This is a genomic window from Phytohabitans houttuyneae, assembly GCF_011764425.1.
Lineage (GTDB): Bacteria > Actinomycetota > Actinomycetes > Mycobacteriales > Micromonosporaceae > Phytohabitans > Phytohabitans houttuyneae.
The window spans coordinates 554,150-567,500 of record NZ_BLPF01000004.1; the positions used below are offsets into that span (position 1 = coordinate 554,150).

The 13,351-nt window shown below is 69.7% G+C and carries 10 protein-coding genes (1 of these 10 only partly in view); 7 read left to right on the plus strand and 3 right to left on the minus strand.

Translation table 11 applies throughout. The features are described from left to right. The first annotated feature begins 42 nt into the window (after positions 1–42). Entirely contained in the window at positions 43–2,433 is a 2,391-nt protein-coding gene (locus tag Phou_RS45190; protein ID WP_173070165.1) for an ATP-binding cassette domain-containing protein, read from the plus strand. Positions 2,434–2,646: 213 nt separating this feature from the next. Here the strand turns inward: Phou_RS45190 and Phou_RS45195 are convergent, their stop codons facing one another. Together Phou_RS45195 and Phou_RS45200 are read right to left on the minus strand one after the other, a co-directional pair. After that, positions 2,647–4,938 carry a hypothetical protein gene (locus Phou_RS45195; RefSeq protein ID WP_173070167.1) on the minus strand — a complete coding sequence of 764 codons (2,292 nt, stop codon included), beginning with the start codon at positions 4,936–4,938 and terminating at the stop codon, positions 2,647–2,649. A gap of 166 nt (positions 4,939–5,104) precedes the next feature. Continuing rightward, entirely contained in the window at positions 5,105–6,643 is a 1,539-nt protein-coding gene (locus Phou_RS45200) for an amidohydrolase family protein (RefSeq protein WP_173070169.1), read from the minus strand. A 263-nt stretch (positions 6,644–6,906) separates the two neighbouring features. Here Phou_RS45200 and tig point away from each other — a divergent pair, with 263 nt between their 5' ends. The 4 genes from tig to clpX all read left to right on the plus strand — a co-directional run bounded on the left by tig (position 6,907) and on the right by clpX (position 11,199). After that, positions 6,907–8,262, plus strand: coding sequence for a trigger factor (gene tig / locus Phou_RS45205; protein ID WP_173070171.1), 1,356 nt, complete (start codon positions 6,907–6,909; stop codon positions 8,260–8,262). Positions 8,263–8,374: 112 nt separating this feature from the next. Beyond that, positions 8,375–9,019, plus strand: a complete 645-nt coding sequence (locus Phou_RS45210; RefSeq protein WP_281365182.1) for an ATP-dependent Clp protease proteolytic subunit — start codon at positions 8,375–8,377, stop codon at positions 9,017–9,019. 10 nt (positions 9,020–9,029) lie between these two features. Then, complete coding sequence (locus Phou_RS45215) at positions 9,030–9,692, plus strand: ATP-dependent Clp protease proteolytic subunit (RefSeq protein ID WP_173070173.1); 663 nt, start codon at positions 9,030–9,032, stop codon at positions 9,690–9,692. Between the two features lie 211 nt (positions 9,693–9,903). Continuing rightward, positions 9,904–11,199: an ATP-dependent Clp protease ATP-binding subunit ClpX gene (clpX, locus tag Phou_RS45220; protein ID WP_173070175.1), complete on the plus strand. Its 1,296-nt coding sequence runs from the start codon at positions 9,904–9,906 to the stop codon at positions 11,197–11,199. Here the strand turns inward: clpX and Phou_RS45225 are convergent. After that, positions 11,196–11,789 carry a helix-turn-helix domain-containing protein gene (locus tag Phou_RS45225; RefSeq protein ID WP_173070177.1) on the minus strand — a complete coding sequence of 198 codons (594 nt, stop codon included), beginning with the start codon at positions 11,787–11,789 and terminating at the stop codon, positions 11,196–11,198. The two genes, clpX and Phou_RS45225, sit on opposite strands and share 4 nt — an antisense overlap. A gap of 41 nt (positions 11,790–11,830) precedes the next feature. On the opposite strand from Phou_RS45225, the gene Phou_RS45230 reads away from it, so the two are divergent. Then, positions 11,831–12,664, plus strand: a complete 834-nt coding sequence (locus tag Phou_RS45230; RefSeq protein ID WP_173070179.1) for an EamA family transporter — start codon at positions 11,831–11,833, stop codon at positions 12,662–12,664. Between the two features lie 9 nt (positions 12,665–12,673). Then, on the plus strand, positions 12,674–13,351 hold the 5' portion of the coding sequence (locus Phou_RS45235) for a carbon-nitrogen hydrolase family protein (RefSeq protein ID WP_173070181.1). It continues 117 nt past the right edge of the window; 678 of the gene's 795 nt are visible here — the first part of the coding sequence; its start codon is at positions 12,674–12,676; its stop codon lies off the right edge, out of view.

Consider the following 13,351-nt stretch of genomic DNA (forward strand, 5'->3'; position numbering starts at 1 on the left):
GCACAGCGTGGAGGCAGCCTCACAGCAGGAGATGGAGACACGATGAGCAAGGCCACGACGTCGAAGGCGCGCTCGGCCGCGCCGAACGCCGCCGACAGCCACGACCTTATTCGCGTGCAGGGTGCGCGCGAAAACAACCTCAAGGACGTGAGCGTCGAGCTCCCGAAGCGCCGGCTGACGGTGTTCACCGGTGTGTCCGGGTCGGGCAAGAGCTCTCTTGTCTTCGGCACGATCGCCGCGGAGTCGCAGCGGATGATCAACGAGACCTACAGCGCCTTCGTGCAGGGGTTCATGCCGACGCTGTCGCGGCCCGAGGTCGACCTGCTCGACGGGCTGACGACGGCGATCATCGTCGACCAGGAGCGGATGGGCGCCAACCCCCGCTCCACCGTCGGCACCGCCACCGACGCCAACGCGATGCTGCGCATCCTCTTCAGCCGCCTCGGAAAGCCGCACATCGGCTCGCCGAACGCGTACTCCTTCAACGTGCCCTCGGTGAAGGCCAGCGGCGCGATCACGGTCGAGCGGGGCGGGAAGACGAAGGCCGAAAAGGCCACGTTCACCCGCCTCGGCGGCATGTGCCCGCGCTGTGAGGGCATGGGCTCGGTGACCGACTTCGACCTGACCGCCCTGTACGACGACAGCAAGTCGCTGAACGAGGGCGCGCTCACGATCCCGGGCTACAGCATGGAGGGGTGGTACGGCCGGATCTTCCGTGGCTGCGGCTACTTCGACCCGGACAAGCCAATCCGCAAGTACAACAAGAAGGAACTGCACGACCTGCTGTACCGGGAGCCGACCAAGATCAAGGTCGACGGCATCAACCTGACGTACTCCGGCCTGATCCCGCAGATCCAGAAGTCGTTCCTGTCCAAGGACGTCGACGCGATGCAGCCGCACATCCGCGCCTTCGTCGAGCGGGCTATCACGTTTACGACCTGCCCCGAGTGCGAGGGCACCCGGCTCAGCGCGGAGGCCCGGTCGTCGAAGATCAAGGGCAAGAACATCGCGGACGTCTGCGCCATGCAGATCAGCGACCTGGCCGACTGGATCCGCGGCGTCGAGGAGCCGTCGGTGGCACCGCTGCTGGGCGGGCTCCAGCACCTGCTCGACTCGTTCACCGAGATCGGGCTCGGCTATCTCTCGCTCGACCGCCCGGCCGGCACGCTGTCCGGCGGTGAGGCGCAGCGCACCAAGATGATCCGCCACCTCGGGTCGTCGCTCACCGACGTCACGTACGTCTTCGACGAGCCCACCATCGGCCTGCACCCCCACGACATCGAGCGCATGAACGACCTGCTGCTGCGGCTGCGGGACAAGGGCAACACCGTGCTTGTCGTCGAGCACAAGCCGGAGACGATCGCCATCGCCGACCACGTCGTCGACCTCGGACCCGGCGCGGGTACCGGCGGCGGCACGGTCTGCTACGAGGGCACGGTGGAGGGGCTCCGCAAGAGCGACACGATCACCGGCCGGCACCTCGACGACCGCGCGTCCCTGAAGGAGGCGGTGCGCGAGCCCTCCGGTTCGCTGGAGATCCGCGGCGCGTCGACGCACAACCTGCAGGGCGTCGACGTCGACATCCCGCTTGGCGTGCTCTGCGTGGTGACCGGCGTCGCCGGCTCCGGCAAGAGCTCGCTGATCCACGGCTCGGTCGCCGGCCGCGAGGGCGTGGTGGTGATCGACCAGGCCGCGATCCGCGGTTCGCGGCGCAGCAACCCCGCCACCTACACCGGGCTGCTCGAGCCGATCCGCAAGGCGTTCGCGAAGGCCAACGGGGTGAAGCCGGCACTGTTCAGCGCCAACTCCGAGGGCGCCTGCCCCACCTGCAACGGCGCCGGCGTGATCTACACGGACCTGGGTGTGATGGCCACCGTCGAGTCCACCTGCGAGGAGTGCGAGGGCAAGCGCTTCCAGGCATCGGTCCTGGAGTACACGCTCGGCGGCCGCAACATCGCCGAGGTGCTCGCCATGCCGGTGACCGAGGCCGAGGAGTTTTTCGGCGAGGGCGACGCGCGCACGCCCGCCGCGCACACCATCCTCGAACGGCTCGCCGATGTCGGCCTCGGCTACCTCACGCTCGGCCAGCCGCTCACCACGCTGTCCGGCGGCGAGCGGCAGCGGCTGAAGCTGGCCACCAACATCGGCGAGAAGGGCGGCGTGTACGTGCTCGACGAGCCGACCACCGGCCTCCACCTCGCCGACGTCGAGCAGCTGCTCGGCCTGCTGGACCGGCTCGTCGACTCCGGCAAGTCGGTCATCGTGATCGAGCACCACCAGGCCGTCATGGCCCACGGTGACTGGATCATCGATCTCGGCCCGGGCGCGGGTCACGACGGCGGCCGCATCGTCTTCGAGGGCACGCCCGCCGACCTGGTGGCCGACCGCTCGACGCTCACCGGCGAGCACCTGGCCGCCTACGTCGGGGCCTGACCGCGGCAGGGCGCCCCCACCGTGCGGGGCGCCCAAGCCAATTCAAAAGATTTCTTGAGCTACCGCGACGTGCGTCGTGGTCCGGACCGTTGCTCCCGCGGCCTCACCCTCCGCGCTGGACAAGCTCCCCCGGCCCCGCGGCGCCGGCGCAAGGCCGCAAACAGCGCTGTTTGCGACCTCGCACCCGCGACCGCTGGCCGCCGCCCGGGACCCCTAGGCGGCGCGGTGGGTGAGCTGGAAGGTGGCGTCGGCGGCGTGCGCCTCGACGATCACCGTTACCGGGCCCGCGGGCAGCGAGCAGGTGAACGTGCGGTCGGCCGACGACGGAACCTGGCAGTACCGGATACCTGTGCTGTCGAAGATGGACACCGCCGCGCCACCCGTGCCGGCGGTGCGGCGGACCGTGAAGACCTCCCGGGCCGCGTGCTCGTCCGCCGGGATGGAGAAGCAGGTCGCGAAGCGGTCGGCGCTCGTGTCGAACGTGGCGCCCTCCGCGGTCCGGGGCAGCACCGCGCAGGCCGGCGTGCCGTCGACGCGCGGGAACGCCGTCGTGTACGGACCCGTGGGGTTGCCCCCGGTCGCCCTGATCACCGCGAAGAAGGGCGCCGTGCCCGTCAGCTCGCAGGACGCCTGGCGCAGCGAGTACGACGAGTCGCAGACGTAGGCCCCGGTCGAGTCGACAACGGTCACATCCGGCCGGCCGGCACCCGTCGCGTCGCCGGGCACGAGCTCGATCACCTTCGCGCCGGCCGGGCTGGCCAGCTTCAGGCACTGGACCTGGCCGGCGCCGTTGAACACGTCCGAATGCGCGGTGATCTGCGCGGCGTCGTCGGAAACCTCCGCACAGCCGCTCGGCGGCAGCCCGAGGAACACCGTGGCGTACTCGAAGCTGTTGTCGATCACGGTGTAGGTCTGCCTGCCCTGCAGCACCATCGTGTACCTGCCCGGTGCCGTGAACGTGCACTGAGGACTGCCGCACACGCTCAGGCCCTGGCTGTCGAAGACGTGGGCGTAGGTCTCCTCGTTGTCGGCGCTGACGGCGTTCACCAGGTAGGTGCCCGGTGTGGGGACCTCCAGGATCCGGCAGCGGACGCCGCTCGGTACGGGCACCGCGCCATACGGTCCGGTCGTGCGGGTCGGGCATCCCGCGGGAGAGGACAGGCGCCGCACCTGCATCCTGTACGTGGCGTCCGTCCCCTGCTCGCCCCACTCCTGCACGTACGACAAGACGCGGTAGGTGCCGGTGGCGGGAAGCACGCAGCCGTCCTCGCCTGTCCAATCTGGACATGCCTCGCCGCCCGTGCTGTCCACCAGCCAGGTGATGATCTGGCTGTAGACCGTCGGCGCGCTGTACGTGATGATCCGGTCGCCGGCGTTGCCGCGGATCGGCTGGCAGTTCGTCTGCACGCGCGAGGTCTGGTGCACCAGGAGCGTCGGCAGGTCCCACGAGGTGCCCGTCGTCGCCTCGCACCCGGCGTTGGCGTAGAGCGCGGGGATCGCGAGCTGGTAGTTCACCGGGTCGCCCCACGTGTTCTGGTTTTCCATCAGCATCGTGTAGTTGCCGGCCACCGGCAGCCGGCAGTACCGCGGGCTCGGGTACTCGGAGCAGACCTGCTGTCCCGCGTCGTCGTACAGCGTCCACAACACGTCCTGGTCCGGGTCGACGCGCACGGCGACCGCACCGGCCTTCGGCGCCTTCACCTTGTGGCAGGTGAGTCCCTCGGCCGTCAGGGTGCCGGCGACCGCGCCGTCGCCCGGGTCGCCGAACGTGGTCGGCCGGGTCACCTGGCAGCCGACCGACTGCGAGAGCCGCGGCATCCTCAGCGTGTACGCGCTCTCGTCGCCGTACATCGACAGGACGAAGGCGCGGTACGGCGCGGGGCCGGTCAGAGTGCACGGCCTCGTGTAGCCGAGGACGCACACCGTCTCGTAGTTCGCGTCGAGGATCTGCCCCTCCATGCTCGCGCCGCCGAGGCCGCGCAGGTACAGCACCGACCCGGTCGGCTGGCTGAACCTGTAGCAGTCGGCCGCCGCGCCGAGCGGCACCGTGCCGGGCACACCCGGCGAGGCGAACGAGAAGAACGAGCTGTCCAGCCTGGTGCACTCGGACGGCGTACGCGTCGACTCGATCGCCAGGCGGTAGCTGTTGGTACCGGTCCCGTAGGTCATCGACACCGTGACCGTGTACTTGCCGGCGGCACCGAGCCGGCAGGGCGTGGCGTACAGGTGCGCGGCGCAGACGCCCACACCGTCAGGCCCGCTGATGCTGGCGCTCACCGAATCGCCGTCCGGCGTCTTGAGCCTCGGGTAGATCGTGTCCGCATCCTGGCGGGTGTTGAACGTGAAGACGTGCTGCTGCTCGTCGGCGATCGAGGAACAGGCGGCGATCTCGCCGAACGACAGGCGCCCACCGCACTTGTCGTCCTGCTTCGCGGACGCGGCGGTGGGCACGAGAATGAAGGCTAGAAACGTGACCAGGGACAGGGCTGACCGACTCAGTCTCATATGGACTCCCCGTTGACGCGCCACGCTCGGCGCGTGGCGAGGGGATGGTGGCACAGGCGTCGATTTGTGCACCACCCCCGTTCGGCCAAGTCCCCACTTCGGAAAAACGCACGCCGCGCAAAATGAAGGCCGGGGCCCCCGAGTGGCCCGGCCTTCACGGACAAGGTCAGCTCATGCGCGGCGCGCCACCGCCGTGGCAAGCGCAGCCGGCGGCGGCCGGCACGACACCGGTCGGCGCGATGCCCTGCACGGCGGCCTCGATCTCGGCGAGCATCCGCGAGCGCGCCGCGGGGTCGATGAGGTGGCCGCGCACGAAGACACTGTTGATGCGGGTGGTGTTTGTGATGTCGCGCAGCGGGTCGGCGTCGAGCAGTACCAGATCGGCGACCTTGCCCCGCTCGACCGTGCCCTGGTCGCGGCGGCCCAGACTGCGGGCCGGCTCCAGGGTCGCGGCCCGCAGCGCCTGCGCCGGCGACAGTCCGGCCTGCACCAGCAGGCGCAGCTCGTCGTGCAGGCTGAAGCCGGGCAGCAGGTACGCCGTGCCCAGGTCGGTGCCGGTCATCAGCGGCACTCCCGCGCGGGCCAGCTCGCCGGCGAGCCGCATCCGCCGCGCGAAGAGCTCGCGCCGCTCGACGCTCTCCTTGGGCGTGCGCCCCTTGAGGTAGATGTTCTCGGTCGCCCACTGCCAGTACCCGAGCGTGTTCGCGCTCGCGTACCGGAAGCGCGGGTCGTCGTGCGGCACGTCGTCGGGCACGTCGCAGGTCCAGTGCACGGTGAGCGTGGGCGTGACGTGAGTGCCGTTGCGGGCGAGGCGCTCGAAGACGCGGGCCGCCTTGCTCTTGTCATAGCTGCGCGCCGCCGCGTACTCGATCGGGTGAAGCTTGGTGAACCACCCCGCGTAGTCGCCGCCGGCGATCGCGATGCGGGCGATCTCGCGGCGCAGCCGCTGCTCGTCGCGGGACGTGTCGTACCAGAACTCGAAGAGGTGCTCGATGCTGTGCAGTCCCGCGTCGCTGGCCTCGGTGAGCTGGACGAAGTCCGGCACGTGCCCGAGAAACGGTATGCCGGCGCGGCGCGACTCTGCCGCGATCGCGTGGAAGGACTCGCGGGACAGCCGGGTGTACGTCTTGATGAAGTCGGCACCCGCCTCCACCTCCCGGCGCACGGCGGCACGGCCCTGCGCCGGGTCGGCGACCGCGATGTACGGAACGCCGAGGCCCTCCCACAGCGACGGCGCGCCGTCCACGATGGAGCTGCCGACCGCCCAGCGTGGCCCCAGGCGGGCGCCCGACTCGATGTCCCGCCGCCAGCCGCGGACCGCGTCGCTGGAGGACATCTGGCGGGTGGTGGTGACGCCGTTCACCACGTACATCTCGGGGTCGGTCGGATCGATCTCGGTCGCGTGCGTGTGCATGTCCGCGAGGCCGGGGATCAGGAACTTCCCTCGGCCGTCCACGACCCGCGCGCCGTGCGGGACCGGTACCCGATGGGTGTCGCCCGCGTCGAGGACGTGGCCGCCGCGAACCAGGACGTTCTGGTGGCGCCGCGCCCCGCCCGCCGCGTCGATCACGGTGACCCCCGTCACCGCCGTGATGTCCGCGGCGGGCGTGGCGCCCGCCGCCCCGGCCCGGCCGAGGCCGACGGTCGCGCCCGCCACACCCGCCGCCCCCGCCAGCACCGAACGCCGGGAAATCGCGCCTGCCATGATCACTCCCCAAGTCGTCGTCGTTCCGTCATCGACAACCCTCGCGGCGGCGCGGCCGCGGGTCAGTGGGGCTGGACGCCCGGCTGGGGGTAGGGAAAGGCCTACCATCTGAGACCGAGATAGTGTTTGCGCAGGTCAGCGCCCTTGCCGCCAGCCGGGCGGCTGGCGCTGCCCGCTCCGCTCTACACTCGACCGAGCCGCTATTGCGTCCGCGTGACGCCGCACGGCCCACAAGCCTGAAAGATCCATCGAGGAGTACGCCTGTGAAGAGCACCGTCGAGACCCTGAGCCCGACGCGGGTGCGGCTCGCCATCGAGGTGCCGTTCGTCGAGCTCGAGCCGAGCCTCAAGAAGGCGTACCGGGAGATCGGCCAGCAGATCCAGATCCCGGGCTTCCGTCGCGGCAAGATTCCGGCCGCCGTGATCGACCAGCGGGTCGGTCGCGCCGCCGTGATCAACGAGGCCATCCAGGAGGCGATCCCGGCCCAGATCCTGGCGGCGGTGCGCGAGCACGACGTCAAGATGCTCGGCCGGCCGGAGCTGGAGTCGTTCCCGGAGATCGAGGACGGCCAGCCGCTCAAGTTCACCGCCGAGATCGACGTGCGGCCCGAGATCACGCTTCCCGACCTCTCCACCATCGAGATCAGCGTCGACGAGCTCCAGATCGGCGACAGCGAGATCGACGACCAGGTGAAGGGGCTGCGGGAGCGCTTCGCCACGCTCAAGACCGTGGAGCGGGCGGCCCAGGAGGGCGACTACGTCCAGATCGACCTGGCCGCGACCGTCGACGGCGAAGAGGTGCCGGGCGGATCGGCGACCAACATCTCCCACGAGGTGGGCAGCAAGCAGTTGCTCCCCGGCCTCGACGAGGTGCTCGTCGGCCAGTCGGCCGGCGACTCGACCACCTTCGTCACGCAGCTGGTCGGCGGCGACTTCGCCGGCCGCGACGCGGATGTCTCGGTGACGGTCCGCACGGTCAAGGAAAAGCAGCTGCCCGAGCTGGATGACGAGTTCGCCCAGCTGGCCAGCGAGTTCGACACGCTCGACGAGCTGCGCAACGACCTGCGCGAGCGGGTCACCCGGGTGAAGAAGGTCGAGCAGCTCTACGCGGCCCGCGACAAGGCTCTCGCCGAGCTGGTCCAGGCCGCCGACGTGCCGGCCCCCGAGGGTGTCGTGCGCGAGGAGGTCGACCACCGCAAGCAGGCGATGGCCGACCAGCTCGAGCGGATCGGCGCCTCACTCGAGGAGTACCTCTCGGCGGAGGAGAAGACCGAGGAGCAGATCGACACCGAGCTGACCGAGGCGGCCACCGAGGGCGTCAAGATCCAGCTGCTGCTCGACACGCTCGCCGACGCCGAAGACGTGCAGGTCTCCGACGACGAGTTCGGCCACGAGATCATGCACCGCGCGCAGCGGGCCGGTGTGCAGCCCCAGCAGTACTACGACCAGCTCGTCCGCTCCGGCACCGCCGGGGCCGTCTTCGGCGATGTCCGCCGGGGCAAGGCGCTCGCGCTGGTCATGGAGCGGATCAAGATCACCGATTCGGCCGGCAACGAGCTGAACATGGATGACCTCCGCGGCGGGAGCGCCGACGAGCACGACCACGACCACGACCACTGAGATGGGGTACCGGCGGCCGCGGCGCGCCCGTGCGCTGAGAGCGAACGTTGCGGTCGTGGCTGCCGGCAGTGGATAAGGTCGGTCGTACGGAGACAATTGCGAAGGGCTTGCCATGACCGATCAGCTTTTCCCTGTGATGCCCACGCGGGCGATCGAGGCCCGCGGAGGCGACGCGCTCAGTGGCAACCTCGACGACACGGTCTACAACCGCCTGCTCAAGGAGCGCATCGTCTTCCTGGGCAGTGAGGTCACCGACAACGTGGCCAACCGCATCTGCGCGCAGCTGCTGCTGCTCGCGGCGGAGGACCCGTCGCGGGACATCTACCTGTACATCAACTCGCCCGGCGGCTCGGTCTACTCCGGCATGGCGATCTACGACACGATGCAGTTCATCGACAACGACGTGCAGACGATCGCGATGGGCATGGCCGCGTCGATGGGTCAGCTGCTGCTGTGCGCCGGCTCCGCGGGCAAGCGGTTCGCGCTCCCGCACGCGCGGATCATGATGCACCAGCCGTCCGGCGGCATGGGTGGCACGGCCTCCGACATCGCGATCCAGGCCGAGCAGATGCTCTACACGAAGCGGATGTTCCAGGAGCGGGTCGCGTTCCACACGGGGCAGACCCAGGCGCAGATCGAGGCCGACTCCGACCGTGACCGCTGGTTCACGGCTCAGGAGGCCAAGGACTACGGGTTCATCGACCACGTGATCACCGGGGCGACCCAGGTCCCGTCCGGCGCCGGCACGCTGAGCTGAGGAAGACACCATGACTGAACTGCAGATCCCGGCGGGCCTCCGCGAGGTCCACAACCGGTACATCATTCCGTCGTTCGTCGAGCGCACGTCGTACGGGGTGAAGGAGTCCAACCCGTACAACAAGATGTTCGAGGACCGGATCATCTTCCTCGGCGTGCAGGTCGACGACGCCTCGGCCAACGACGTCATGGCGCAGTTGCTCACGCTCGAGGGCACCGACCCGGACCGCGACATCACGATGTACATCAACTCGCCCGGCGGCTCGTTCACCGCGATGACGGCGATCTACGACACGATGCAGTACGTCCGTCCCGACATCGTGACCGTGTGTCTCGGGCAGGCGGCCAGCGCGGCCGCGGTGCTCCTGGCGGCCGGCACGCCGGGCAAGCGGATGGCGCTGCCGCACTCGCGGATCATCATCCACCAGCCGGCCACCGAGGGCGGCTACGGGCAGGGCTCGGACATCGAGATCCAGGCCCGGGAGATCATGCGGATGCGCACCCAGCTGGAAGACCTGCTGGCGGTGCACTCGCGGCAGCCGGTCGAAAAGGTTCGCAAGGACATCGACCGCGACAAGATCATGACGGCCGACGAGGCCAAGGAGTACGGGCTGGTGGACACGGTCCTGGCCAGCCGGAAGAAGGGCCTCGTCGCCGCCGCGAGCGCGAGCTGACCTACCGGGAGTCAGGGGCTGGCCGGTGCCTCTACACTGGCAAGCCCCTGACACACCCATTTTGGGGGTCGGAATACGCCCAAGCAGCGGGTAACGTCGAGGTGCACAGCACTTGTCCCGGCCCTCCCGGGACACGATCGAGGATCCACGAGGCAGGATCGTCCTCAGGCCAGGGCCGGCATACCGGCCGATGAGCGCAGGGAGAACGTAGGTGGCACGGATCGGCGACGGCGGCGACCTACTGAAATGCTCGTTCTGCGGCAAGTCGCAGAAGCAGGTTAAAAAGCTCATCGCGGGTCCGGGCGTCTACATCTGCGACGAGTGCATCGACCTGTGCAACGAGATCATCGAGGAAGAGCTGGCCGAGTCGGGGGAGGTCAAGTGGGAAGAGCTTCCCAAGCCCATGGAGATCTGCCAGTTCCTCGATCAGTACGTCGTGGGCCAGGACCAGGCGAAGAAGGCGCTCGCCGTGGCGGTCTACAACCACTACAAGCGCATCCAGGCAGAGGCGGCCGGCGCGCCCGGGTCCGGTGGTGAAGCGGTCGAGTTGGCCAAGTCCAACATCCTGCTCATCGGTCCCACGGGCTGCGGCAAGACCCACCTGGCGCAGACGCTCGCCCGCATGCTCAACGTGCCGTTCGCCATCGCCGACGCGACCGCGCTGACCGAGGCGGGCTACGTCGGCGAGGATGTGGAAAACATCCTGCTCAAGCTCATCCAGGCGGCTGACTACGACATCAAGCGCGCCGAGACCGGCATCATCTACATCGATGAGGTCGACAAGATCGCAAGAAAGAGCGAAAACCCGTCGATCACGCGGGACGTCTCTGGCGAGGGCGTGCAGCAGGCACTGCTGAAGATTTTGGAAGGCACGGTTGCCAACGTGCCGCCGCAGGGCGGGCGCAAGCACCCCCACCAGGAGTTCATCCAGATCGACACCACAAACGTGCTGTTCATCTGCGGTGGCGCGTTCGCCGGCCTCGACCGGATCATCGAGTCGCGCGTCGGCAAGGGCGGCCTGGGCTTCGGCGCCCACCTGCGGGCTGTCTCCGACCGCTCGACCGACGACATCTTCAGCCAGGTCATGCCGGAAGACATGCTCAAGTTCGGCCTGATCCCGGAGTTCATCGGCCGGCTCCCGGTCATCACGACCGTGCGCAACCTCGACCGCCAGGCGCTCATCAAGATCCTGACCGAGCCGCGCAACGCCTACGTGAAGCAGTACCAGCGCCTCTTCGAGCTCGACGGCGTCGAGCTGGAGTTCGACATCGCCGCGCTGGAGGCCATCGCCGACCAGGCCATGCTGCGTGGCACTGGCGCACGTGGGCTGCGGGCCATCATGGAGGAGGTCCTCCTCTCCGTGATGTACGAGGTGCCCAGCAACCCCGACGCCGCCCGCGTCCTGATCACCCGCGAGGTGGTCATGGAAAACGTGTACCCGACGATCGTGCCGCGCGAGTTCACGGGCCGCCGTCGCCGGGAGCACCGCGAGGAAAAGACCGCCTAGCTCGTTCGCCGGTCCCACTCGGTGTTCGGCACGATCGCGACCATCACCAGGCGCACGCCCGTCGAGCCGTCGTTGCGGTAGGTGTGCGCCCGGTCCGCCAGGAAGTCGATCGTCCGGCCCGCGGCCACCTCGTGGTCCGTACCGTCCACGGTCAGCGTCAGCGTCCCCTCGATGACGTGCAGCACCTCCCGGGTACCGGGCATGTGGTTTTCGGACGTGTGGCGTTCTCCGGGGGCGAAGCGCCACTCCCATAGCTCGACGAAGCTGGGGTCGTTCATCCCGCGCAGCAACCGCCCGAAGCCGCCTTCGTCACCCCGCCACAGCTGTGGTGCGGCGTCGGCGTCGGAGATGCGGACCGTGCGCTCCTCGGCGGGCTCGAGCAGCCGCGCGATCGTCACGCCGAACGCGTCCGCGATCCGCACCAGCGTCCCCACGCTCGGGTTTGTCCGTGCGGCCTCGATCTGCACGAGCATGCCCTTGCTGACCCCGGACCGACCGGCGAGCTCGTCGAGGGACCAGCCGCGGGCGGTACGCAACGCGCGCACGTGCCCGGCCACCGCCGCGGTGAGCGCTGCCACAGTGTCGGTCAATGGAGTGTCCTTCGCGGTCAATATTGTGATACCACTGCACGGTGACCCCCATTGTGCTCGCCGCCGTGTCCGCCCTGATCTGGGGCACCGCCGACTATTCCGGCGGTCGGGCCTCGCAGCGCGCCCATCCGCTCGCGGTCACCGTGATCTCCCAGGCGCTGTGCCTGCCCACGCTGGCACTCTGCGTGATCCTGCTGCCCGGCACGCCGTCCGCGGCCGACCTCGCGTGGGGCGCGAGCAGCGGCCTCGCCGGCTTCGTCGGGATCGTGCTGCTCTACCGCGCGCTCGCCGGCGGCGCGATGGCCGTGGTCGCCCCGCTCGCGGCGGTCACCGCGGCGATCGTGCCGATCGGCGTGGGGCTCTTCACGGACCGTACCCCCGGAGTGCTGGCGCTCGGCGGCGCCGGACTCGCGGTCGTCGCCATCGGGCTGGTCAGCCTGGCGCCGCACGCGGGCCGCACCGCGGTCTCACCTCGGCTGATCGCGATGTCGCTGGTGGCGGGCGTGTTCTTTGGGCTGTTCTTCGCGCTCCTCGGCCAGTCCAGCGAAGAGGCGGGCATGTGGCCGCTCGCCGCCGGGAGGCTCACCTCCGTCGGGGTCGGCGCCGCGATCCTCCTTGGTACCCGCACCGGGGCTCGCCTGCCTCGGACGGCGCTGGGCTGGGCGGCGGTGGCCGGCACGCTGGAGATCATCGCGAACGCGTTCTACCTCGCCGCCGCCGTACGCGGCCACCTGAGCATCGTCGCCGCCATCGCCGCGCTGTACCCCGCCAGCACCGTCCTGCTCGCGCTCGCCATCGACCGCGAGCGGCTGCGGCCCGTGCAGATCGCGGGGCTCGGCCTCGCGGCTACGGCGCTCGTGCTCGCGACCACGTAGCCTGGCGGCATGCGCGTCGCCGTGTGCCAACTCAACGCCCGCGAAGACCGTGCCGCCAACCTCGCCGCCGCCGGCGAGTTGCTGGAAAAGGCCGCCGCCAGCGGTGCCGACCTCGCGATCCTCCCGGAGTACGTCGACTACCTCGGCCCCGGCGCCGGCGCCCCCAAGCCGGAGGGCGTCGACGGCGAGTTCGCGGCGTTCTTCTCGGCCGCGGCGCGATCGCTGGGGATGTGGGTGCTCGCCGGCTCGTTCCACGAGACGGGGCCCGACGCCGAGCGGACGTACAACACGTCACTGGTGTTCGACCGCGCGGGCGAGCTCGCCGCGAGCTACCGCAAGATCCACCTCTACGACGTGGAGATCCCCGGCCGCGTCTCGTACCAGGAGTCGCGCTCGGTCGCGCCCGGCGCGGAGACGGTGGTGGCCGACGTCGAGGGTGTGCCCGTCGGCCTTTCCATCTGCTACGACCTGCGCTTTCCCGAGCTCTACCGCCGCCTGGCCGTGGCCGGCGCGCAGGTGCTCGTGGTGCCGGCGGCGTTCATGATGCACACCGGACGCGACCACTGGGAGGTCCTGCTCCGGGCGCGTGCGATCGAAAACCAGTGCTACGTGCTGGCGGCCGGCCAGATCGGTGACCACGAGCCGGGGCGCACCTGCTTCGGCCGGAGCATGGTGATCGACCCGTGG